We start from the raw sequence: 23,020 nt of genomic DNA, 5'->3' as shown, positions 1-23,020 counted from the left end.
TGGAGGTGGGGTACGGCGCAGCAGGGCTGTGCCGGGTCGACCGGTGCGGTGTCACCACGCCATTACGGCAGCGGTGCAGTCGCCTCGGCGACCGAGGGGAACGGCTGGAGCGGGACGTCCCGCGTCAGTGCGACCGGAGCGGGGTGCCGCCGATCCCACGGATTCCACGGAACGGGTTCGTCGTGAAGATCATCATTGTGTCGGCCCCCTCTCGGTCTCGTACAGCCGGTGATGCTCGTGAACACTATCGGGGCCGGGAATGCGAGCGCAACCCCTTTCTCGAACATTTCTGGAATTGCGTCGCGGGACACACGAGGACGACGCAGGACGCGGAACGGCCCCGGTACCGCTGGGGTACCGGGGCCGTGCTGTGCGAGCGGGTCGGATCAGACCGTCGCCGGGGCGGACACGCGGGCGACGAGTCGGCCGTCCTCGACGTCGATCCGCACGGTGTCGCCGTCGTGCGCCTGCTCGTCGACCACCAGGGTCGCGATGCGGTCGTCGACCTCGCGCTGGATGAGCCGACGGAGCGGACGCGCGCCGTACTCCGGCTCGTAACCGTGCTCGGCGAGCCAGTCGGTCGCCGCGGCGGACACCGACAGGGTCATCCCCTGCGCGAGCAGCCGGAGCGCGGTGTCCTGCAGCAGCAGGTCCACGATCGACCGGAGCTGCGAGCGCTCCAGCTTGCGGAAGAGCACGATCTCGTCGATGCGGTTGATGAACTCCGGCCGCATCGCCTCGCGCAGCCTGCCCATCACGCGGGCACGGAGGTCCTCCTCGGCGTACCCGTCGGAGGACCCGACTGCCGAGAACCCGAGCGCACCGGAGCGCGACGCCAGGAACTCGGACCCGATGTTCGACGTCATGATGACGACCGTGTTCCGGAAGTCGACCGTCCGCCCCTGCCCGTCGGTCAGGCGACCGTCGTCGAGCACCTGCAGGAGCAGGTTGAAGACGTCCGGGTGAGCCTTCTCGACCTCGTCGAGCAGCACGACCGAGTACGGGTTGCGGCGCACGCGCTCGGTGAGCTGGCCGGCCTCGTCGTAGCCGACGTACCCGGGAGGGGCACCGACCAGGCGCGACACGGTGTGCCGCTCGCCGAACTCGCTCATGTCGAAGCGCAGCATCGCCGACTCGTCGCCGAACAGCGACCCGGCGAGGGCCTTCGCGAGCTCGGTCTTGCCGACGCCGGTCGGGCCGAGGAACAGGAAGCTGCCGACCGGGCGACGCGGGTCGCCCATGCCGGTCCGGCTGCGCCGGACCGCGGTCGCGATCGCGCGCACGGCGTCGTCCTGGCCGACGACGCGCTCGTGGAGCTCGTCCTCGAGCGCGGCGAGCCGGGACCGGTCGCCCTGGGACAGGCGGGTGGCCGGGATGCCGGTGGCACGGGACACCACCTCCGCGATGTCCGCCTCCGTGATCACGCGGTCGGCGGTGGTCGGACGGGAGGCGCTGCTCGCGTCACCCGTCGAGGCTGCGGTGATCCGCGCCTCCAGTCCGTCGATCTCGTCGCGCAGGCGCGACGCCTCCTCGTACAGCTCCTCTGCCACCGCGCGGTCCTTGTCGGCCTGCAGTTCCCCGACCTGGTCGCGGAGCGCCTCGACGTCGACGTCGCCCGAGAGGGCGAGGCGACGACGGGCACCGGCCTGGTCGACGAGGTCGATGGCCTTGTCCGGCAGGTGCCGGTCGGTGACGTACCGGTGCGAGAGCTCCACCGCGGCGCGCAGGGCGGCGTCGGTGTAGGTGACGTCGTGGTGCTCGGCGTACCGAGGGGCGAGCCCGGCGAGGATCGCGACGGCGTCCTCGACGCTCGGCTCCCCCACCGTGACCGGATGGAAGCGGCGCTCGAGGGCCGCGTCCTTCTCGATCCGGCGGTACTCGTTCAGCGTCGTCGCGCCGACCAGGTGCAGGTCGCCGCGGGCGAGACGGGGCTTGAGGATGTTGCCCGCGTCCATCGAGCCGCCCTCGCCACCGCCACCGGCGCCGACGACGGTATGGAGCTCGTCGACGAACACGATCAGCTCGTCGGCGTGCGCGGCGATCTCGTCCATCGCCGTGGTCAGGCGCTCCTCGAAGTCACCGCGGTACCGGGTGCCGGAGAGCATGCCCGCCAGGTCGAGCGCCACGACGCGCTTGCCCTGGAGCAGCGCGGGCACGTCGCCGTCGGCGATGCGCTGCGCGAGGCCCTCGACGATCGCGGTCTTGCCGACGCCGGGCTCGCCGATGAGGACGGGGTTGTTCTTGGTGCGGCGGAGCAGGACCTCGACGGTCTGCTCGATCTCGTCCGCACGGCCGATGACCGGGTCGATGCGGCCGTCGCGGGCACGCTCGGTGAGGTCGGTGCCGAACCGGTCGAGCGTCGGGGTGTCGCTCGTGGACTCGGCGGTGGTGTCGGTGGCTCCGGGCATCGGTCGCCCCTCTCGTGCTGCTGCCGCGGCCTGCTGGGCGTGCTCCTGCAGGTGCTGCGGGGTGACGCCGGCGCTCGCGAGCAGCTGCCCGGCGACGGTGTCCTGGTCGGTGACGAGCGCGAAGAAGACGTGCTCTGGGTCGGTGTACGTGCTGCCGAAGGCCCGGGCGGCCTGCGTCGCCTCGAGCAGGATCCGCTGCGCGGTGCCGGTCAGCGCGGGCTGTCCGGTGCGCTCGGGACGGGACTCCGCCGGGACGGGGAGCCGCTGCTCGACCTCGGCGGCGAGCTGCTCCGGGTCGACACCGGCGCTGCGCACGACCGCGGTGAACGGCTCGGTGTGCACGAGGACGTGCAGGACGTGCAGGGCGTCGATCTCGTGCTGGCCCTGCGTGACGGCGTACTCGGCGGTGCGCTGGAGCAGCTCGTGGGTGCGGCGGCTGAGGAGCCGCGTGATGTCGACCGGGCGTCCCAGCGGTGCGGATCGCTGGGCGCCGGCCTGCTGGGCCGCGATGAGCCGTGCGAGGAACGCGTCGAACGCGTCGTCGCCACCGGTCGGGCCAAATGGTGCTGGCAACGGGACCTCCTGGGAACTTGAGTGCCTTCGACTCAATGCAACGCATGGAGGACCCGACCATTCCCGGTCGGCTGAAAAAGTTGCGTCAGCTCGACTCAGGTCCGAGCGATCGACGCCGTCGAGGCCTCGGTGACCCGGACGAGGTCCTCGGGAGCGACCTCGATGTCGAACCCGCGTCGCCCGCCGGAGACGAAGATGCTCGGGTGCTCCAGGGCGGATGCGTCGACCACCGTGCGCAGCCGGGTCTTCTGGCCGACCGGGCTGATCCCGCCGACGACGTAGCCCGTGCGCTTCTCGGCGAGGGCCGGTTGCGCGAGCGAGGCCTTCTTCCCGCCGAGCGCCGCCGCGATCGCCTTGAGGTCGAGCCGGTTCGCGACGGGGACGACCGCCACCGCCAGCTGACCGTCCACGGAGACCACGAGGGTCTTGAACACCTGGTCCTCGCGGAGCCCGAGCGCCGCGGCCGCCTCTTCGCCGAAGTTCGTGGCAGTCTCGTGGTGCTCGTACACGTGCGGGGTGAACGGGATCCCCGCCCGCTCGAGGGCGAGGGTCGCTGGGGTGCTCGGCGATCCTGCGGTCATGGCCCGATCCTGCCCGCCCGGACCTGCCGGTCGGCTGCGGCACGCGGGGGTTACGCTGAACGGACCATGACCGTCGTCGAACTCCTCCTGCGCGCCCTCGCGGTGCTGCAGACCGGCGACGCCGCCCTGCTCGGCCCGGGTGGGTCCCCGGCACCCCTGCTCGCCGTCGCGGCGCTCGGGCTCGCCGCGGTCGCCGTCACGGTGATCGTCGTCCGCCTGCTCGCGACGGCACTCGGGGTCGACCCGGACGCCGGTCCCGCCGCGCGGACCGGTGCGGCGGTGGAACGGCCGACGCGCATCGCGTGGAGCCACCCGGACGCGGACGGCCAGGTGCGGTCGCGAGCGCCGGGAGCGTCGACACCGGCCTGACCGCCCGCGGGTGGTCGGGTCACGTCGTCACGCACCCCTCCACCGAACGGAACGTCATGGACCTCTCCACCCTGCCCGTCGTCGGGCCCGTCGTCGGCGGCCTGCTGCACGCCGGCGCCGATCTGCTCACCTCCCTCACCGCCCTGCTCGCCCCGGTCGCCGGGGGCGCGGCCGCCGCACTCGCGGTCGTCGCGCTCACCCTGGGCGTGCGCATCGTGCTCGTCCCGCTCTCCGTCCTGCAGGTCCGGGCCGAGCGTGACCGTCGACGGCTCGCGCCGCAGCTCGCCGCACTCCGGCGACGGTACGGGACCGACAACCGCCGCCTGCAGGAAGCCGTGCAGCGGCTGTACACCTCGGAACGCGTCTCCCCGCTGGCCGGGTGCCTGCCGGTGCTCGCGCAGGCGCCCGTCCTGTCGCTCGTGTACGCCCTCTTCACCCATGCCTCGATCGCCGGCGCCGCGAACACCCTGCTCGACGCGACGCTGGTCGGGATCCCGCTCGGGCACACGCTGCTCGCCGTCGTCACGTCACCGCTGTGGAGCCACGCCTGGGTGGTGCTCGTGCTGCTCGCCGTCCTGGCGGTGGCGGTCGAGGTCTCGCGTCGGGCCGCGGCGCACTGGAACCCGGTCGAGGCCCCCGGCCCCGGGCAGCCGGGAGCGGGGATCGCGACGGCGTCGGCCCGGTGGGCGCCGTTCGTGTCCGTGGTCTTCGCCGCGGTCGTGCCGCTGGCCGCGACGCTGTACGTGGTCACGAGCGCCGTCTGGGCCCTCGGAGAGCGTGCGGTGCTACGGCGCCTGGTGCGCTGAGACCGGGCCCACACCCGACGCCGTCAGTGGGTCAGCCGCCCTGGCCCTCCTGCTGCGGGCCCTGGTCGACCGGGTCGTACTCGGTGCCGCGACCCTGTTCCTCGTCGGGGGTGGGGACGTGCCGCTCCGTGCCGGTGCCGCCCGGGCTGGTCGCCACGTAGTCGGCCTCGCCGGACTGGGTGTCGTGGCTGAGCGCCTCGAGGATCTCGGGATCAGCGTCGTGGCGGACGGCGTCGTACCGGGTGCCGTCCTGCGGCGTGCCGTCGTGTCCGGTGCCGTCGTGCCGGATGCCGTCGTGTCCTGGGGCGCCGTGGCCGGTTCCTGCGTCGGTGGTCATGGGTCCCGTCTACCCCTCGGGGACTGGACAGCACCCGCTCGGGGGCCGGACGCGACGCCGTCCGGGTGGGAGCATGAGCGTGTCCGGTGCGTCCGGACGGGGAGCGCGCATGGCCGACGAGGACGTCACGGCGGAACGGGCACGACTCGAGGCCCTCGCCTGGGGCGCCGGAGTCGAGCCGGAGGTCGCCGCGCGCGCTCGACTCGCGCTCCGCGACCTCGAGGGCACCGGGAACAGCGCCGACCACGCCACCATCCGGGGAGCGACCTCGCCGGCCGTGATGCCGGACGCGACGCAACCGGCACCGGCACCCGCAGCGGTGCCGGACGCGACACGACCGGCACCCGCAGCGGTGCCGGACGCGACACGACCGGCACCCGCAGCGGTGCCGGACGCGACACGACCGGCACCGGAAGCGGACGCGCCGCGGACCGTCACCGGACCGGGCAAGGCGGCCGCGGACGGGCGACCGACCACGGGACCGGGCGCGGTCCCCGACGGCGGTGGGATGGGCCTCCCGGCCGGGCGGCCCACCTGGCGGACGCGCGCGAGCGGGCTGCTCTGGACCGCGCGACCCCGCGTGTGGATCGCGCTCGGAGCGGCGGTCGTCGTCGGCCTGGCGTTCGCTGCGGGGACGCTGGTCGGGACCTCCGACGGACAGCGGGTCGCCGCGCCGAGCACGACGCCGACACCCGGGGCGATCACGCTCGAGGAGCTCCTCGACATCCCGCAGACCTACGCCGACCAGCTGCCCGGGCCGGTCGAGGCCCCGGTGAGCCTCCGGTCGACGCGACTCGTCTTCACGAACCGGGCCCTGGACGGCAGCTCGTTCGAGACCCCGTGGAACGTGTGGGCGGGCGTCGGGACCGACCGCGAGACGATCTGCCTGGTGGCCACCGCGAACCGCCTCGAGTCGACCACGGCCTGCTACCCGCGCGAGGACGCCCTGCACGGGAACGTCTCGCTCTCCGCGCAGTCGACGAGCGGGACGCTGACGATCACGCTGCGCGGTGGCGGCGTGCAGGGCACGGTGACGAACGAGAACTGATCGGGCCCGATCAGGAATGTGTTCCCGTGCATCTCGTTGGAGCGCTACAAGAATCTTCGGCGACCCCCTCGCGCGATCCGGATGCTCCGTGCAACACTGGAGGAGCGCACTCGCCGTGGAGTCGTCACATCACCGGGTCGTCCGACCCGCACCACACCCACCGCGAGCGCGCACCGCGCACCGCCGTCACGACGGCCGGTCCGACGCGCGCTCCGGCGTTCCCCGGAGGAGGTCAGCAGCGTGTCCACGAACACCACCACCTCGGCCGTGTCGACGAACACGCGGCCGATCACCGTCACCACCCAGTCGATCGTCGGCATCGCCGTGCTCGGGCTCGCCACCTTCTTCGCGATCACCACGGAGCTCATGCCGGTCGGGCTGCTCGGCACGATGAGCCGTGACCTCGACGTCAGCGAGTCGACGATGGGCATCGTCGTCACCGTCTACGCGGCGGCCGTGGCGATCCTCGCCCTCCCGCTGACCTCGCTGACGGCACGGCTCCCCCGCAAGGCGGTGCTGGTCGCGACGCTCGTCGGCTACGCGGTCTCGAACGTGCTCGTCGCCGTCGCACCGAGCTTCGCCGTCGTGTGCGCGGGCCGCGTCGTCGGCGGTGTCGCGCACGCACTCTTCTTCTCGGTGGCGTCCGCGTACGCGACCCGCATCGTGCCGCCGCGACTCGCCGGGCGGGCGATCGCCTTCGTCTACTCCGGCAGCTCGCTCGGGTTCGTCCTCGGCGTGCCGCTCGCCACGTGGGTCGCACAGACGATCGGGTGGCGCCCCGCCGTGGGTGCCGTGGCGCTCGCCGCGGCCGTGCTCGCGGTGGTCGCCCTCGCGTTCCTGCCGGCGGTGAGCGGGACCGCCTCCCCGCACATCGGCTCGCCGCGGGCCTGGGCACGGACCGGCCTGCTCTCGGTCGTCGTCGCGGACCTGCTGCTCTTCGCCGGGCACTACGTCGTCTACACCTACATCGGCCCCTACGCGATCGACGCCGGACTCGACGCCGGCATGGTGAGCGGCGCGCTGCTGGTGCTCGGCGGGACCGGCATCGTCGGGCTGTGGCTCGCGGGCATGTTCGTCGACCGGGCACCGCGGCAGACGCTGATCGCCGCCGTGGCCGTGATGGCCGTCGCGTTCGCGGTGCTGCCGTTCGTGCACGGGTCGCTGCTCGGCACCATGGTGGTCGCGGGCGTCTGGATGGCCGCGAACGGCACGACGGGCACGCTGTTCATGGCTGCGGCGATCCGGACGGGAGGCGTCTCCCCCGACATCGCCGGTGCCCTGGTGAACGGCGCGTCGAACATCGGCATCGCGGGAGGTGCAGCGGTGGGCGGTCAGGCGCTCAGCGCGGTCGGTCTGCAGTACCTGCCCTTCGCCGGAGCCGTCGTCCTGGTCGGCTCGCTCGGCGTCGTGCTCGCGGCGCGCCGTGGCTTCCCAGTGCACACGCACGCGCAGGAGCACCTGTCGACCACCTCGGTCGAGGCCATCACCTCGTCGCTCGCCGTCGTCACGTCCTCGGTGCCCGTCGTCAGTCGGGCGATCGCGACCATCACCGGGTCCGTCGGCGTGGTCACCGGATCCGTCTCGACCGCGACGGGGTCGATGCAGGCCCAGCGGCGGCGCTGACGCGGTCGGACGGGAGCGGGGCGGGTCGACCGGTGTCGACCCGCCCCGCTCGCGTGTCCCTGCGTCTCGGCGTCCCGGTCAGTCCTGCTCGGGCACCCGCCGACGACGTGCGGCACGGGCGGAGAGCAGCGCGCCGCTCGCCAGGAGCAGCAGCGCGGCGAGGGTGACCGCGGGGGCGACATCGGCGCCGGTGAAGGCGAGTCCGCCGCCGCCTGCTCCGCCGCCGACGCTCGAGCCCGGACCCCCGGCGACGGGTGCCGTGCCCGGCGTCGGTCCGTCCGTGGGTCGCGGTGTCCCGGTAGGGGTGGGCGTCGGCGTGCCGGCGACCGCCGAGAGGACGAGGGAGACGGGCGTCGGCGTGGTCCCGACGGCCGCCGTCGTGATCACCACCGGGTCCGACTGCTCGTCGCCCGTCCCGGCCGAGACCGCGTACTCGGTCTCCGGACGGAGCCCCGCGAGCGTGAACGCACCGTCGTCACCGGTCGTCGTGGTCACGGCCGCACCGTCGTCGTCACCGGTCGGTGTCGCCACCACGGGCACGTCCGCGGCAGCGGTACCGTCCGCGGCCCTGACCGTGCCCGGCTGCTCGACGGTCGGCAGGGGCAGGACGAAGTCGACGGGATCGGTGGCGGTGCCCGTCGCCGGGGACGTGACCGTCACCGCCGGAGCACCGTCGACGCTGATCGTGTAGCCCGTCGACGGCGTCAGCCCGCCGAGCGAGAAGCTCCCGTCGGTCGCCGTCGCCGTCGTGACGATCGCGCCCGATCCGGCCTCGACCGGCGTGGCGGTGACGGCCGCACCCGACACCGCCGTGCCGTCCTCGTACCGGACCGTCCCGTCCTGTCGGACCGTCTCCGGCGTCGGCGTCGTGAACGGGAAGTCCGCACGGACCGTGCCGTCCGCCGTCACCGTCACCGTCAGCTCCGTGGGCTCCGCGGCTCCGACGACGAGCGCCTGGGTCCGGATCGTGTACGTGCCCGGTCGGAGCGCCAGGGCGTAGGTGCCGTCGGCCTCCGTCTCGACCGTGGCGACCGTCGTGTCGCCCTGGAGCACCTCGACGAGCGCCGGCGCGGCGGGGGCGGCGCCGTCGAGCGTCACCCGCCCCGCGAGCGTCCCGACGCTGATCGGGAGGACGATCGGGTCGAGCACGGTGGCCGCGGCGCCGTCGGCCCCGGTCGTGCCGGTCACCGGCGGGGCACCGACCACACTCGCGACGACCGCGGTGCCGGCCGGGAGGCCCGTGGCACGCCAGCGACCGTCGGCGTCGGTCACGACGGTCGCCAGCGGCACACCCGCGGCGTCCGTCACGGTCACCTCGGCGTCGGCCACCAGCCGGCCGTCGGCGTCGACCACCGTGCCGTCGAGGTCGACGGTGCCCGGGGGTGTGCTGAACGCGAAGTCGGCCCCGGTGACGTCGCTGCGCAGGCTCACGGGCGCCGGTGCGGCGTCGACGGTGGCGTTGTCCGGCGTCGCGATCGACACTCGGTAGTCGTCGGCCTGGGTCAGCGCGTCGAACGTGTAGGTGCCGTCCGCGTCCGTGGTCGTCGTGTACGCGGTGCCGTTGGGCGCGGTGACGGTGACGAGCGTGTCGGCCAGCGGCCCGCCGTCGAGCAGGGCGGTGCCGGAGAGCGACGACGTCCGGTTCGCGAACCACGTCTGGTAGACGGGGAAGCCGCTGCGCTGCTGGTACGTGATGGTGAGCGTGGCGAGCGAGGTCGTCGGCGTGAACCAGGCGCTGGCGCCGGCCGTGTCGTTGGCGGCGTCGTTGCCCCGCAGCACCCCGGTGGTGGGGTCCCACGTCGGGCGGTCCTGCCCCGGTGCCACGTCGCCGGGGTCGCGCGGGCAGCTCCACCCGCCGGGCGACACCGTCGAGCACGAGTTGTAGGACCCCTCGTAGCCGAGCTGGGCCACGGTGGCCGGCGTGCCGTCGGCGAGGGTCGCCGAGATCGTCGCCTGGTCCGCGTCGATGTCCCCGAGGACGAAGGACCACCCGCCGGCGCCGGGCGTCCCGCCGTCGAAGGTGTAGGTCGTGACGGCCGGACCCTGCGCGTTGTCCGCTGCGGGACGCTGGTTGAGGTAGGTCTCGCCGCGACTGGTGCCGTAGGCGGCGCCCGGAGGCGTGGACGGCCCCTGCCACGTCGATGCGCCGGAGACGACGCCGGCCTGGCGTGACGTCGAGGTGAAGGTCGTCTCCGGGAATCCCGGGAGTGCGACCGAGCCGGTGTACGCCTGGGTCGACCCGTCCACGGTGAAGGTGCCCCAGTTGCCGGTCGTCGCGGCCGTCGCGCTCGTGACGCCGCTCACCGCCAGTGCTGCCCCGAGTGCGACGGCGAGGCCGCCGGCGGTGAAGGTGCGCCGTCTGCGCATGTGTGCTCCCCTGTGTCGGCGTCGAGCGATCCTCGACGCTTCCTCAGGCTATCCGCGTGACGCGAACGAGGGCCAGACCCGGGTGCGGATGCCGGGGCAGGTCCGGATGCCGGTCGCGGGTCAGCGACCCTCGGTCGCCACGAGCAGACGGTCGAGCGCGGCGACCTGACCGGCCACGAGCAGCTCGCGCGCCTCGTCGACGGCCACCCAGCGGGCGTCGTCGACCTCGGGTACCTCGACGGACCGGCCGGACCCGCGCGGCAGCTCGACCAGGACGGTGTTGCTCCGGACCGCGTCGACCGCGAAGTCGTCCGCCTGCACGGCGAAGACCCGGACGCGCTTCCCCGACGCCTGTCGGACCTCGCCGAGGTCCAGCACCGGGCCGTCCGGCGCGGCGACGCCGATCTCCTCGGCGAACTCGCGGCGGGCTGCGGCCAGGGGGTCCTCCCCGTCCTCGAGGAGCCCCTTGGGGATCGACCACGCCCTCGCACGGTTCCGCCAGAACGGTCCGCCCATGTGCGCGACGAACACCTGCGTCGTCCCGTCGACGGGTGCACTGCGGTGGAGCAGGAGTCCGGCGCTGGTGACCACGCCCCGAGCGTACGACGGCCGACCCCGGATCGTCCGCGGACGGCCGCGGACGGCCGCGGACGGCCGTGCCGGCGTACCCTGCACCGCAGGAGCGCCAGGCGACGCCCCGCTGGACCTGCACGACGAGGAGGTCGGTCGGGATGGACGGACGGTGGGCCGCGGTCACGCTCGCGGCGGACGCGGCGCGACCCCACGACGAGGCGGTCCGGTGGCTCGCCGCACACGTCGGGACCGGCGTCGAGCGTGTGCACGTGATCGGGGCCGACCCGGCGAGCGAGCGCCGGACCGGATGGACCGGGGGCCGGGTCGCGGACGCCGTCGCGGCAGCGGTCCGGTCGGCGCTGCCGCAGGCCCGGGTGGTGGTCCGTCGCCACGCCGGGCACCCGACGCTCGCACTGGTCGAGGAGTCCGACGACGGTGACCTGCTCGTCGTCGGGACCTTCCGGAACCGGCGCGGATCGACGGCAGGCAGCGAGGCGGCCCGGATCGCCGAGCGGGTGTCGGTGCCGACCGTGGTCGTGCCGGAGGGGCCGCACCCGATCGCGGGCGACGTGGTCCTGGCCGTCGACGAGCCGGTCGACGAGCACGCCGAGGCGATCGCCGTCGCCGAGGCGCGCCGCACGCACCGCCGGTTGACGCTCCTGCGCGCGTGGGAGATGCCGGTGCTCACCCGCACCGGGCTCACCGACTTCGCCGAGGACCCCCTGCGGTGGCGGTCCCGGAACGCCGAGCTGCTCGAGCGGGTCGCCGCCGGGGTGCGCGCGCGGCACCCGGACGTCCGGGTGCACCCGCTGCTGGTGGAGGGCCACCCGGGTCGTGCGATCGCCGCGCACACCCGGCGGGCCTCGCTCGTCGTGCTCGGCGTCGGCCACGTGCACGCGCTGTCCGGGTCGGTCCTGCACGACGTGCTGCGCGAGACCGTGGCGCCGGTGTGCGTGGTGCCGCCCGCGGCCCACGTCGATGCAGCCGCCGGACGCACCGCATGACGCCGACCGCCGCCGTCGGCGGTCAGCCGATCGTCGGCGGCCCTCACCCGGCGAGCGTGCGGAGCTCCGCCGCGAGCTGCCGCGTCAGCCAGGCGACCCCGCGACCGTTCGGGTGCAGGGCGCCGGGCTCCATGTCGATGCTGCTGAGGTCGCCCGTGCCGGAGAGCGAGACGCCCGACACGTACGGTCGGTCGGTGGCGCAGGCCGAGTGCGCCTGCGACCCGGCGAACACGTCGACGAAGGGCACCCCGGCCGCCTCGGCCGCGGACGCCGAGACCTCGTCGAGGGACTCCTGGACCCCGTGCAGGTACCGGACGTCGCTGTTCGTGAAGGGGTAGGTGTCCCGCGGGAACGAGCCGACGAGGGACCCGAGGTCGAGCGCTGAGCGAAAGCAGCCCTTCGCCGGCGTGTGCGCCGCGTCCGGGAAGATCGCCGGGTAGCCGAGGAACACCACGACCGCGTTCGGGGCGGCCTGTCGGACCGCGGCGAGGGTGTCCGCGATCCCCAGGGCCACCCGCGACCGGATGCGGACCTCGAGGTCGTCCACACCGTCGTGCACGAGCGTGCTGCGGCACGACGGCGCGTCCCGGCCGGAGAACACCGGGCCGCGGGACGACAGCGCGAGGCAGGATGCGGCGGTGCCGAACAGGTCGGCGTCGTTGCCGCCGATCGTCAGCGTGACGAGTCGGGTGTCCTCGGACAGGGCGCGGACCTGAGGCGGCACGCCGCGGAACTGGTACCCGGAGACGACGTCGCGGCTGGTGGCGCCCGCGCACGTCACGTCCGTCAGCGCGAAGCCGAACTGCGCGGCGAGTCGGTGCGGGTAGTCCCGCGCCGACTGGCCGCAGGCGCTCGTCGGCAGGTGCGTCGGGTCGGACAGGCCGTAGCCGGCCGAGTACGAGTCACCGAGTGCGACGTACTCGCTGCCGGGCGGCAGGTCGGCCAGGGTCTCGACCGGGTCGTCCGTGACCGGGTAGGGCGCGGGGACGGGCCACATCGGCGCCGCGACCGCCGCGTCGCTCGACGCGCCCGCGACGGGACCCCATGGTGCGACCACCGCCGCGACGACGACCGCCAGCACGACGGCGAGGGCGGTCAGCCGCTTCGGGCGGGCGGTGCGGTGCAGGGGGTCCTCCGGGTGGGCACGGCTTCGGGTCGGGCAAGGGTACCTGCCCGACCCGAGCGGCGGTGTCAGCGGCGTCCCAGGCGTCGCTCCCCGTTGCTGCCGGTCTGGTACTGCAGCCCGTAGTGCTCGTAGAGCACCGGCTCCGTCGAGGCCTCGAGCTCGCCGTCGGTCGGGATCGACGGCGCGTCCTTGACAAGCTTCTTCGGGAAGGTGACGACCAGGTGCTTCGGGGCCACCGTGGCACCGACGAGCGGGACGAAGAGCAGCTTCTGGAACCCGGGCAGCCCGATCGTGACGGCGCCGAACGCGGGCTCGGACGTCGCGGTGTCGTAGTAGATGCTCTCGAGCGTGCCGATCTTGTCCTCGGTCTCGTCTACGACGGGCAGGCCGATCCAGTCACGGATGTTGGCGGCTTCGAACACGGGGCGCTCCCTTCGAGCAGGACAGGTACCCCTCGACGCTACCGGCGAGCCCTTGCCAGGTTCACGGCGAGGTGGCGGAACGGACCGGCAACGAGTCGACCGCCGCGAGCACGTCGTCGACCCCGACCGCGAGCAGCGCCGGGTCCGGGTCCTCGGCGAACACGTCGCCCCGTCGGACGGACGCGTCGGTGAGCACCACGTGCGGACCCGAGGCCGGCGGACCCCACGCCTCGGGCGGCGCCGGACCGAACACCACCACCGACGGGATCCCGTAGGCGGAGGCGAGGTGCGCGGCCCCGGTGTCGACCGTGACGACGAGCGCGGCCGACGCGATGACGCCCGCGAAGGCCTGCAGCTCCAGCGCACCGGCGAGGACCGCCTCCGGCGGCAGGCCGGCCGCCTGCGCGACGGCGGCGGCGCGCTCGACGTCGTCCGCGCCTCCCGTCAGGACCACCTCGAGGCCGCGCTCGCGGAGCCCGCGCACCACGGCGGCGAAGCGGTCCGTCGGCCAGTGCCGCGCGCCGTGGAAGGCGCCGACGTGCACGACCGCCGCGCCGGGCGCCACCGACGGCGCGGCGGGGCGGGCGATGGCGACCTCGTCCGGGTCGGCCGGGATGCCGTGCCAGGTGAGCAGGTCCGCCCAGCGCTCCCGCTCGTGCACGTCGTCGGGCCACACCGGACCCTCGTACCCGTGGGTCGGGTCGGCGTGTCCGATCACGCGACGGGCGCCGAGGGCGGCGACGAGGTCGGACGACTCCGGTCCGGCGCCGTGCAGGTTGACCGCGACGTCGACCGCGCCGGCCGGTGCGGCGATCGGGTGGTCGAGCCCGTGCTGCGCGAGGTGCACGTCCACCGGCAGCAGCTCGACGACCGGAGCGAGCCACGCGGTCGTGGCCAGGGTGATCCGGTGGCCGGGGAACGCCCGGCGGAGCGCGTGCAGGGCGGGGACGGCGACGAGTGCGTCGCCGAGCTTGATGGCGCGGAGGACGAGCAGGTCGGGGCGTCCGTCGGACGGGGGCAGGGCGGGGACGGCGGTCACGGTCCGACGCTATCCGGCCGCGCCTGGGCCGGTTCCCGGCCTCCGGGCGGTACCAAGGAGCATGGCTCTCGCGAAGGACCGCCCCGTCCGCGGTCTGCTCTTCGACCGTGACGACACGCTCGTCATCGACGTCCCCTACAACGCCGACCCGCACAAGGTGGTGCCGGTACCCGGCGCCCACCGGGCGGTCGAGCGCGCACGCGCCGCAGGACTGCGGGTCGGGGTCGTGACGAACCAGTCGGCGATCGCCAAGGGACTGGCGACCCGCGAGCAGGTCGACGCGACGAACGCCCGCGTGGACGAGCTGGTCGGACCGTTCGACGTCTGGTGCGTCTGCCCGCACGACGCCGACGACGGGTGCGACTGCCGGAAGCCGCGTCCCGGCATGGTGCTCGACGCGGCCCGTCGGCTCGGGCTCGACCCGGCGGAGCTCGTCGTGGTCGGGGACATCGGCGCGGACGTCGGCGCCGCAGCCGCCGCGGGTGCCCAGGGCATCCTGGTGCCGACTCCCCGGACACGGACCGAGGAGGTGGACGCGGCCGAGACCGTCGCGGCCTCCCTCGACGACGCGGTGTCCCTCGTGCTGGCCCGCGTCCCGGCGGCGCACGCGTGAGCGGTCCCGCCCTGCGCACGAGCGGCCCGCGCACGAGCGGCCCTCGCACCGGACCCCGCGTCCTCGTCGTCCGGCTCGACTCGTTCGGCGACGTCCTGGTCGCCGGTCCCGCCGTCCGCGCCGTCGCCGCCGGCGCCTCGCACGTCACGATGCTCTGCGGCCCCCAGGGCTCCCCCGCCGCCGACCTGCTGCCCGGCGTCGACCGGGTGCGGGTGTGGGCGGCGCCGTGGGTGACCGAGACCGCCCGACCGATCGACGACGCGCTGCTCGGCGAGTTCCGCGCGCTCGTCACCGAGGAGCAGCCCGACGAGGCCGTCGTGCTCACCTCGTTCCACCAGTCACCCCTGCCGGTCGCCCTGCTGCTCCGTCTCGCCGGGGTCCCGCGAGTCTCCGGCGCATCGGTGGACCACCCCGGGTCGCTGCTCGACGTCCGACTCCGTCCGGGTGAGGACCTGCCCGAGGACCTGCCGGAACCCGAGCGCGCCCTCCGCATCGCCGAGGCCGCCGGGTTCTCGCTGCCGCCGGGGGACGACGGGAGGCTCGCGGTCCGACACGACGCCGTCGCACCGCCCGAGGTGGTCGCCCTGGGCCGCTACGTGGTCGTGCACCCCGGAGCGAGCGTCCCGGCGCGCTCCTGGCCGGAGGACCACCACCGCGCCCTCGTCGCGGCCTACGCCGAGCGCGGGGTCCCGGTGGTCGTCACCGGCAGCCCCGGCGAGCGGGCGCTCACGGCGGCCGTCGCGGGCGACGGCGCGGTCGACCTCGGCGGTCGGACCTCGCCCGCGGAACTCGCCGCCGTACTCGCCGGCGCCGAGGTCGTCGTCGTCGGGAACACCGGACCGGCACACCTCGCCGCCGCGGTCGGCGCGCGGATCGTCAGCCTGTTCTCCCCGGTCGTGCCCGCCGTGAAGTGGGCGCCGTACACGCCGAACGTCGAACTGCTCGGCGACCAGACGGCCGCCTGCCGCCTGAGCCGTGCGCGGGAGTGCCCGGTCCCCGGTCACCCGTGCCTCTCCGGTGTCGGCGTGTCGGACGTGCTCGCAGCCCACGACCGCCTGCTCGCGCGTGCGGCCGGCTCCACCGCCGACGAGCACCGCACTGCGCTCAGCGGATGAAGCAGGAGAAGCTGCGAGGAGCACCAGCAGTGCTCCCGTAGCGTGCGCCACTGCTCCTCCTGCTCCTCGCACGGGCGCCCGCGCGACCGCGCGGACCCGCGTCACGAGCCGTCCGGAGGGGCACCGAACGAACGGAAGGCCCTGCATGCGGATCCTCGTGTGGCACGTGCACGGCGGCTGGATGGACGCCTTCGTCCGCGGCCCCCACGAGTACCTCATCCCGACCACCCCGGCCCGCGACGGCTGGGGGCTCGGACGCGGTGGGCGCGACTGGCCGACGAACGCGATCGAGATCGACCCCGCGGACCTCGCCGATGCCGAGGTCGACGTGGTCGTGCTGCAGCGCACCGAGGAGCTCGAGGAGGCCCGACGCCTGCTCGGTGGCCGCGAGGTGCCGATGGTCTTCGTCGAGCACAACGCCCCGCGGATCGACGTCCCGAGCAGCCTGCACCCGATGCGGGACCGCGACGACCTGGTGATCGCCCACGTCACGCACTGGAACGCCCTGATGTGGGACTGCGGCACGACCCGCACCACGGTCGTCGAGCACGGCGTCGTCGACCCGGGCCCGCTGTACACCGGCGAGCTCGAACGCTTCGGCGTCGTCATCAACGAACCGGTCCGTCGCGGTCGGGTGGTGGGCACCGACCTGCTCCCCCGTTTCGCCGAGGTCGCACCCGTCGACCTCTGGGGCATGGGCACCGACCGGCTGCCCGAGCTCGGGTTCGGCGACCGCGTCGTCGCCCTCGGCGACGTCCCCGCCGCCCCGATGCACGCCGCGCTCGCGCAACGACGCGCCTACGTGCACCCGAACCGCTGGACATCGCTCGGCCTGTCACTGATCGAGTCGATGCACATGGCCATGCCGGTCCTCGTGCTCGCGACGACCGACGCACCCCGGACGGTGCCCGCCGATGCCGGCGCGATCGCGACCGACGTCGACGAGCTGGTCCGTGCCTCCAGGACGCTCCTGGAGGACCCCGAGGAGGCCCGCCGCCGCGGTGCCGTCGCGCGTGAGGCCGCGCTCGCGCGGCACGCGCTCGGCCGGTACCTGGCGGACTGGGACGACCTCCTCGACGACGCCGTCGCGCGGGGTGCGCGGCGCGGAAGCGCGGCGGCGGACGCCGCGCTGGAAGGGAGCCTCCGATGAAGATCGCGATGGTGTCCGAGCACGCGAGCCCGCTCGCGGTGCTCGGCGGAGTCGACGCCGGCGGACAGAACGTGCACGTCGCCGAGCTCTCCGGGGCCCTGGCGGACCGCGGCCACCAGGTGACCGTGTACACGCGGCGCGACGACGCCGACCAGCCCGTCCGGGTGCTGCTGCGCCCCGGGGTCGAGGTCGTGCACGTCGACGCCGGTCCTGCGCGGCACGTGCCGAAGGACGACCTGTTCCCGTTCATGGACACGTTCGCCTCGGTGCTCGCGGCGGAGTGGTTCGTCGACCGTCCCGACGTGGTGCACGGGCACTTCTGGATGTCCGGTCACGCCGCGCTCGAAGCCGTCAAGCAGGTCCACGCCCGCACCGGCGGCGTCCGGATCCCGGTCGTGCAGACCTTCCACGCGCTGGGCGTCGTGAAGCGCCGCCACCAGGGCACCGCCGACACGAGCCCCGCCGAGCGCGAGTGGATCGAGCCCGCCGTGGGCCGGAGCGTCGACCAGGTCGTCGCGACGTGCTCCGACGAGGCGTTCGAGCTCAAGGCGCTCGGCGTCCCGCTGCACGCCATCTCGGTCGTGCCGTGCGGCGTTGACACGGACCTGTTCCGCCCGGACGGGCCCGTCGAGGAACGCGGGCGCCCCTTCCGCGTCCTGACCGCGTCCCGCCTGGTGCGCCGGAAGGGCGTCGGCACGACCATCGCCGCGCTCGCGAAGCTGCTCGACGAGGGCCGCGAGGCCGAACTGGTCGTCGTCGGCGGCGCCGGCACCGCAGGGGCGGACCTGGCCGACGACCCGGAGTACCAGCGCCTCGACGCCCTGGCCCGGTCGCTCGGGGTCCGCGAGCACGTGACCTTCCGCGGCCAGCTCGGGCAGCACGACATGCCCGCCGTGTACCGCAGCGCCGACGTCGTCGTGTGCGCGCCCTGGTACGAGCCGTTCGGCATCGTGCCGCTCGAGGCCATGGCCTGCGGTCGTCCGGTCGTCGCGTCGAGCGTCGGCGGCCTGATCGACACCGTCGTCGAGGACGCCACGGGCCTGCACGTCCCGCCGCGCGACGAGGACGCCGTGGCCGCCGCCGTCGGTGCGATCCTCGACGACCCCGAGCGCCGCGAGGCCTACGGGCGCGCCGGACGCGAGCGTGCCGAGGCCCGGTACACCTGGCAGAAGGTCGCCGCCGAGAGCGAGCGCGTCTACGAGCGGCTCGTCGCCGGTGCCGCGAACGCCCTCGCCGCCCCCGCGGCTGCGGCCACCGGGACCGACACGGCACCCGGGTCGAACGACCCGGTCACGATCACCCCCGCCACGACCACCCCGGGCGCTCGTCCCGGACGCGCCGGACGGACCGCCCGTCCGACGCCCGCGGTGCTGCCGCACCCGACGGAGAGGACCGCACGATGACCATCGAGCAGCAGACCGGCACCCGCGAGCCGGACACAGGGAGCGCCAGCGTCCGGACCGTCGTCGACCACATCGCCGCCTCGGTCCCCGTGATCGCCTCGCTCGTCGACCACAAGGACCACATCGCCGCCTGGGCGGACGACATCGCCGCACGCCTGGTGGCCGGTCGTCGACTGCTCGCCGCGGGCAACGGCGGGTCAGCAGCAGAGGCGCAGCACCTGACCTCGGAGCTGACCGGCCGCTTCGACGGGGACCGCCCGGCGTACTCGGCGATCTCCCTGCACGCCGAGAGCTCCGCCGTCACCGCGATCGGCAACGACTACGGCTACGACGAGGTCTTCGCGCGCCAGGTCACGGCGCACGCGCGCGCCGGGGACGTCGTGGTGCTGCTCAGCACGAGCGGGAAGAGCCCGAACCTGCTCCGCGCCGCCGAGGCCGCGCGGGCCGTCGGCGCCCGCTCGATCGCGATGACCGGCCCCGGCCCGAACCCGCTCGCGGACGCGGTCGACGACGCGATCCGCATCGAGGGGCCCTCGGCCAACGTGCAGGAGGCACAGCTCGTCCTCGTGCACGCCCTCTGCCGCGCGATGGAGCCCGCCCTGCGCCGCGGCGGCCGCCGGTGACCGCCCACGGCGGCACCACCGCACCGCGCGCCGGGGACACCGGGGCCACGTCGCAGCGCACCGCCGACCGCGCGCAGGCCGACGGGACGCGGCGCCGCATCGTCGTCGTCGGTGACACGCTGCTCGACGTCGACGTCTCGGGCACGAGCGAGCGCCTGAGCCCGGACGCCCCGGTGCCCGTCGTCGACGTCCGCACCGACGACCGCCGTGCCGGTGGTGCCGGTCTGGTCGCCTCGATGCTCGTACGCGACGGCCACGACGTGACGCTCGTCACCGTCCTGAGCGACGACGACCGCGCCGCGGAGATCCGCGCCCTGTTGCCCGACGTCCGGGTGGTCGCCGGTCCCTCCGGCGCACCGACCCCGGTGAAGACCCGCGTCCGCGTCGTCGACCACGCTCTCGTCCGCATCGACGAGGGCTGCGCCACGCCGCCCGTGCCCGACACCACGGCCGAGATGACCGCAGCGCTCGAGGTCGCCGACGCGATCGTCGTCGCCGACTACGGTCGCGGTGTCGCAGCCTCCGCGGGGCTCCGCGACGCCCTGGCCGCCGCGGCCCGCACGACGCCGGTGGTCTGGGACCCGCACCCCAAGGGCGCCGCCCCCGTCGCCGGCACCGCCGTCGTGACGCCGAACACCAGCGAGGCCCGCCGCTTCACCGACCTGTCCGGCGAGGGCGTCCCCTTCGCCACCGACGCCGCTGCCGAGCTCGTCCGCACCTGGGACGTCGCCGCGGTCGCCGTCACGATGGGCGACCGCGGGGCACTCGTCGCCTCCCGCCGCGGCCGTGACGGCACCGGACCGGCAGCGCTCGACAGCCGCTTCGTCCCCGCCCCGTCCGTCACGGCGGGCGACCCCTGCGGCGCCGGCGACCGCCTGGCCGCGGGCGTCGCGATCGCCCTCGCCGAGGGCGCCGACGTCGCCGAGGCCGTCACCGCGGGCGTGCTCGCAGCGTCGGAGTACCTGGCGGCCGGCGGCGTGACCGCGCTCTTCGCCGACGCCGGTCCCGCACCCGTGCCCGTCCCCGGTGTCGACCGCGACGCGCTGCGCGTCGTGCACGAGGTCCGGAGCGCCGGCGGGACCGTCGTCGCGACCGGCGGCTGCTTCGACCTGCTGCACGCCGGGCACGCCCGCACGCTCTCCGCGGCCCGGGCGCTCGGCGACTGCCTGGTCGTCTGCCTCAACTCGGACGACTCGGTCCGCGCGCTCAAGGGCCCCGAGCGACCGATCATGACGCAGGACGACCGGGTCGAGCTGCTGCTCGCGCTCGACTGCGTCGACGCGGTCGTCGTCTTCGACGAGCACACGCCGGACGAGGCGCTCCGCCGCTTCCGGCCGGACGTCTGGGCGAAGGGCGGCGACTACGCCGCGAGCGAGCTCCCCGAGGCGGCCACGCTCGCCGAGTGGGGCGGCCGGGTCGTCACCGTCCCGTTCCACCCCGGTCGGTCCACCACCCGGCTCGCCGCGGCCCTCGCCGCGGTCGGCTGACCCGACCCACCCGACCGCGTGCCGGACGGGAGGCGCGGCGCACCGCCGCCACGAGCCTCCCGTCCGGCACCGGTCACCACACACGTCCCGTCGGCACCGCCGACGGACCGGCACCACGCCACTCCCGGAAGGAAGTCCATGCCCGTCCCCACCACCCCCATCGGCCGCGTCCTCGTCACCGGCGGCGCCTCGGGTCTCGGCGCGGCGGTCGTCGCCGCGGTCGCCGAGGCCGGCGGCACCCCGATCGTCCTCGACCTGCGCGTCGACGGCGTGCCGGAGGGCACCGACGCCGTCGCCGTGGACGTCACGGACACCGAGGCGACCGAGCGCGCCGTCCGCGAGGCCGCCGAGCGCCACGGTGGGCTCGACGCCGTCGTGACCGCCGCGGGCATCGACAAGCCCGCCCCGATCGGCGGGATCTCGTCGGGCGACTGGGAGCGCATCGTCGGTGTGAACCTGCTCGGCACCGCCGCCGTCGTGCGCGCCGCGCTCCCCGCCCTCGAGGCGACGCACGGCCGCGTCGTGACGATCTCGTCGTCGCTCGCGCTGAAGGGCGTCGGCGACGGTACGGCCTACTCGGCGTCGAAGTTCGGCGTGCGCGGGTTCTCGCAGGCGCTGGCTGCCGAGACCGCGGGTCGCATCGGTGTGACGAACATCATCCCCGCGGGCATGCGCACCGCGTTCTTCGAGGGCCGGACCGAGCAGTACAAGCCGGGTCCGGACGCGCAGCTCATCGAGCCGGAGTACGTGGCGAACTCGATCCTGTTCGCGCTCTCGCAGCCAGCCGGGTGCGAGATCCGGGAGCTGTCGATCATGCCGGCGACGGAGCCCAGCTGGCCGTAGGCCCTGCCCGACGACGCAACGGGAGGCGCGGTGCCGGACGGCGCCGCGCCTCCCGTTCTGCGTCTGCTGCCCGGTCCCGCTCCGCCGAGCGGGCCAGATCTGTCACACTCGGCGCCGTCAAGCGACGGATTGCACCCGCGCCGTGGCACGCTCACGGCGTGTCGTGCCCGCTCGGGTGGCACCACGTGCCGCTCGACCCTCCGCCGAGCCGCGTGTCTCGCCCGCTCGCCCCACTCGGAGTCGCACGACGTGCCGCTCGACTTCGAGTCGGGCGGCACGTCGTGCGACCTGGGCGACCGCTGGTGCCGTGTCGTGCGACCGGAACGACCCGGGTGACTGCTGGCGCCGTGTCAGGCGACAGGCTCGACCGCGCGCTCCCGGGGCCGCACCGTGGCGAGCAGGTCCTCGACATCGGCGAGCACCGCCTCGGGCTGCACCTCGTCGACGTAGGACGGGTCGTGCTCGCAGCGCTCCGCGGTCCACCCGACCTGCGTGACGTCGACGCCGCACACCGGGCAGCGGGTGACGAAGGACAGGTGCACCCGGTGCCGTCCGCGGTCGATCGGTCCCGCGTTCACCACGTTGCCGAACCAGAAGACCCCGACGGTGGGCGTCCCGACGGCGACGGCGAGGTGGCGCGGACCGGAGTCGTCGCCGACCACGACGTCGGCCGCCGCGAGCACCGCGGGGAGCTCGGCGAGCGGCAGGGCGTCGGTCAGGTCGTGGAGCCGGTCCTGCAGGGCGACCGGGACGGCGCCGCGGATGGCCTCGGCCGCGGGCACGTCGGTGGCATCACCGACGAGCACGACGTCGTCGCCGGCGTCGAGCCGGGCGGTGACGACGGCAGCGAACCGCTCGGGGCTCCAGCGCCGGCGGGGGTCGGTCGCGCCGGGGTGAACGGCGAGCAGGTGCCCGCGCACACCGAGCCGGTCCCGCACCGCGTGCCACTCCTCCGCGGTCACGTGCACACGCGGGTCGAGGGTGACCGGTGCGGCGCCGGCCAGCGAGACGACCTCGAGCCCGCGCAGCACCTCGTGCTGGTAGTAGACGTACCGGACCCACCGTTCCAGCACCTCGGCGTCCTCGGTGGCGGTGCCGACGGTGTGCGGCGCGGCGAGGCGCAGCAGGAACGGGTTCGAGTTCCGCCCTCCCCCGTGCAGCTGGACGGCGAGGTCGAACCGACCCCGCAGCCGCGACTCGAAGTCCTCGAGCGTGGGTGCTCCGCTGCCGCCGTCGCGCACGCCGGGGACCACCGGGAGCTCCTCGAACGCGTGCACGGCGTCCGTGCGTCCGCGGAGGACCGCGGGCGCCAGCGGGCTGCCGAGCAGCGTGACGCGGGCGTCCGGGTACGCGGCGTGGAGCGCCTCGAGCGCCGGGACCGCGAACATCAGGTCGCCCAGGCCACCACCTCGGAGCACCGCGATCTCCCGGACGTCGTCGAAGCGGTCTCCACCGTTGCCGATCAGTTGCACCAGACCCGTCTACCCGTCGCGACCCGTGAGGACCACCG

Annotated in this window: 21 protein-coding genes; 12 read left to right on the top strand and 9 right to left on the bottom strand. The window is 74.7% G+C overall.

What is annotated here, in order from left to right; genetic code table 11:
• Nucleotides 1-386: 386 nt before the first annotated feature.
• Together C1N91_RS08145 and ybaK are read right to left on the bottom strand one after the other, a co-directional pair.
• A complete protein-coding gene (locus tag C1N91_RS08145) occupies nt 387-2,981 on the bottom strand; it encodes an ATP-dependent Clp protease ATP-binding subunit (protein WP_137767333.1) in 2,595 nt (864 codons plus the stop codon).
• Nucleotides 2,982-3,076: 95 nt separating this feature from the next.
• A complete protein-coding gene (gene ybaK / locus C1N91_RS08140) occupies nt 3,077-3,562 on the bottom strand; it encodes a Cys-tRNA(Pro) deacylase (RefSeq protein ID WP_137767332.1) in 486 nt (161 codons plus the stop codon).
• A 66-nt stretch (nt 3,563-3,628) separates the two neighbouring features.
• Here ybaK and C1N91_RS08135 point away from each other — a divergent pair, with 66 nt between their 5' ends.
• Both C1N91_RS08135 and C1N91_RS08130 read left to right on the top strand, forming a co-directional pair.
• Nucleotides 3,629-3,931: a hypothetical protein gene (locus C1N91_RS08135; RefSeq protein ID WP_137767331.1), complete on the top strand. Its 303-nt coding sequence runs from the start codon at nt 3,629-3,631 to the stop codon at nt 3,929-3,931.
• Nucleotides 3,932-3,987: 56 nt separating this feature from the next.
• Nucleotides 3,988-4,737, top strand: coding sequence for a YidC/Oxa1 family membrane protein insertase (locus C1N91_RS08130; protein WP_137767330.1), 750 nt, complete (start codon nt 3,988-3,990; stop codon nt 4,735-4,737).
• Nucleotides 4,738-4,768: 31 nt separating this feature from the next.
• Here the strand turns inward: C1N91_RS08130 and C1N91_RS08125 are convergent, their stop codons facing one another.
• Entirely contained in the window at nt 4,769-5,074 is a 306-nt protein-coding gene (locus tag C1N91_RS08125; RefSeq protein WP_137767329.1) for a hypothetical protein, read from the bottom strand.
• A 109-nt stretch (nt 5,075-5,183) separates the two neighbouring features.
• Between C1N91_RS08125 and C1N91_RS08120 the strand changes: the two genes are divergently transcribed.
• Complete coding sequence (locus C1N91_RS08120) at nt 5,184-6,122, top strand: hypothetical protein (RefSeq protein ID WP_137767328.1); 939 nt, start codon at nt 5,184-5,186, stop codon at nt 6,120-6,122.
• A gap of 240 nt (nt 6,123-6,362) precedes the next feature.
• On the top strand, nt 6,363-7,745 hold the full coding sequence (locus tag C1N91_RS08115) for an MFS transporter (RefSeq protein ID WP_175415962.1): 1,383 nt from the start codon (nt 6,363-6,365) through the stop codon (nt 7,743-7,745).
• Nucleotides 7,746-7,823: 78 nt separating this feature from the next.
• Here the strand turns inward: C1N91_RS08115 and C1N91_RS08110 are convergent, their stop codons facing one another.
• Both C1N91_RS08110 and C1N91_RS08105 read right to left on the bottom strand, forming a co-directional pair.
• A complete protein-coding gene (locus C1N91_RS08110) occupies nt 7,824-10,112 on the bottom strand; it encodes a carboxypeptidase-like regulatory domain-containing protein (protein WP_137767326.1) in 2,289 nt (762 codons plus the stop codon).
• A gap of 120 nt (nt 10,113-10,232) precedes the next feature.
• A complete protein-coding gene (locus C1N91_RS08105; RefSeq protein ID WP_137767325.1) occupies nt 10,233-10,703 on the bottom strand; it encodes an NUDIX domain-containing protein in 471 nt (156 codons plus the stop codon).
• Nucleotides 10,704-10,843: 140 nt separating this feature from the next.
• Here C1N91_RS08105 and C1N91_RS08100 point away from each other — a divergent pair, with 140 nt between their 5' ends.
• Nucleotides 10,844-11,689 carry a universal stress protein gene (locus C1N91_RS08100; RefSeq protein ID WP_137767324.1) on the top strand — a complete coding sequence of 282 codons (846 nt, stop codon included), beginning with the start codon at nt 10,844-10,846 and terminating at the stop codon, nt 11,687-11,689.
• A gap of 43 nt (nt 11,690-11,732) precedes the next feature.
• On the opposite strand, the gene C1N91_RS08095 is transcribed toward C1N91_RS08100, so the two are convergent.
• The 3 genes from C1N91_RS08095 to C1N91_RS08085 all read right to left on the bottom strand — a co-directional run bounded on the left by C1N91_RS08095 (nt 11,733) and on the right by C1N91_RS08085 (nt 14,276).
• Complete coding sequence (locus C1N91_RS08095; RefSeq protein ID WP_137767323.1) at nt 11,733-12,770, bottom strand: SGNH/GDSL hydrolase family protein; 1,038 nt, start codon at nt 12,768-12,770, stop codon at nt 11,733-11,735.
• A 110-nt stretch (nt 12,771-12,880) separates the two neighbouring features.
• Nucleotides 12,881-13,237 (bottom strand): PRC-barrel domain-containing protein, encoded by a 357-nt coding sequence (locus C1N91_RS08090; RefSeq protein WP_137767322.1) that lies wholly within the window; start codon nt 13,235-13,237, stop codon nt 12,881-12,883.
• A gap of 61 nt (nt 13,238-13,298) precedes the next feature.
• Complete coding sequence (locus C1N91_RS08085) at nt 13,299-14,276, bottom strand: glycosyltransferase family 9 protein (RefSeq protein WP_137767321.1); 978 nt, start codon at nt 14,274-14,276, stop codon at nt 13,299-13,301.
• Between the two features lie 61 nt (nt 14,277-14,337).
• On the opposite strand from C1N91_RS08085, the gene C1N91_RS08080 reads away from it, so the two are divergent.
• From C1N91_RS08080 to C1N91_RS08050, 7 genes are all read left to right on the top strand, one after another.
• Nucleotides 14,338-14,889 carry a D-glycero-alpha-D-manno-heptose-1,7-bisphosphate 7-phosphatase gene (locus tag C1N91_RS08080; RefSeq protein ID WP_137767320.1) on the top strand — a complete coding sequence of 184 codons (552 nt, stop codon included), beginning with the start codon at nt 14,338-14,340 and terminating at the stop codon, nt 14,887-14,889.
• Complete coding sequence (locus C1N91_RS08075) at nt 14,886-16,004, top strand: glycosyltransferase family 9 protein (protein WP_254678393.1); 1,119 nt, start codon at nt 14,886-14,888, stop codon at nt 16,002-16,004. The genes C1N91_RS08080 and C1N91_RS08075 overlap by 4 nt, the downstream gene beginning before the upstream one ends.
• Before the next feature lie 145 nt (nt 16,005-16,149).
• Nucleotides 16,150-17,154, top strand: coding sequence for a glycosyltransferase (locus C1N91_RS08070; protein WP_137767319.1), 1,005 nt, complete (start codon nt 16,150-16,152; stop codon nt 17,152-17,154).
• On the top strand, nt 17,151-18,557 hold the full coding sequence (locus C1N91_RS08065; RefSeq protein WP_137767318.1) for a glycosyltransferase: 1,407 nt from the start codon (nt 17,151-17,153) through the stop codon (nt 18,555-18,557). Before C1N91_RS08070 ends, C1N91_RS08065 begins: the two co-directional genes overlap by 4 nt.
• On the top strand, nt 18,554-19,180 hold the full coding sequence (locus C1N91_RS08060) for a D-sedoheptulose-7-phosphate isomerase (RefSeq protein ID WP_137767317.1): 627 nt from the start codon (nt 18,554-18,556) through the stop codon (nt 19,178-19,180). The genes C1N91_RS08065 and C1N91_RS08060 overlap by 4 nt, the downstream gene beginning before the upstream one ends.
• A gap of 98 nt (nt 19,181-19,278) precedes the next feature.
• Nucleotides 19,279-20,667: a PfkB family carbohydrate kinase gene (locus C1N91_RS08055; RefSeq protein WP_137768728.1), complete on the top strand. Its 1,389-nt coding sequence runs from the start codon at nt 19,279-19,281 to the stop codon at nt 20,665-20,667.
• Nucleotides 20,668-20,805: 138 nt separating this feature from the next.
• Nucleotides 20,806-21,510 (top strand): SDR family oxidoreductase, encoded by a 705-nt coding sequence (locus C1N91_RS08050; protein WP_058727890.1) that lies wholly within the window; start codon nt 20,806-20,808, stop codon nt 21,508-21,510.
• A 350-nt stretch (nt 21,511-21,860) separates the two neighbouring features.
• Here C1N91_RS08050 and C1N91_RS08045 read toward each other — a convergent pair whose 3' ends face one another.
• A complete protein-coding gene (locus tag C1N91_RS08045; protein ID WP_137767316.1) occupies nt 21,861-22,982 on the bottom strand; it encodes a glycosyltransferase family 9 protein in 1,122 nt (373 codons plus the stop codon).
• Nucleotides 22,983-23,020: the final 38 nt, after the last annotated feature.

Source organism: Curtobacterium sp. SGAir0471 (genome assembly GCF_005490985.1).
In the GTDB taxonomy this organism is placed as follows: domain Bacteria; phylum Actinomycetota; class Actinomycetes; order Actinomycetales; family Microbacteriaceae; genus Curtobacterium.
Note: the sequence above shows the minus strand (reverse complement) of the source record. Positions and strands in the feature narration are given on the sequence as shown.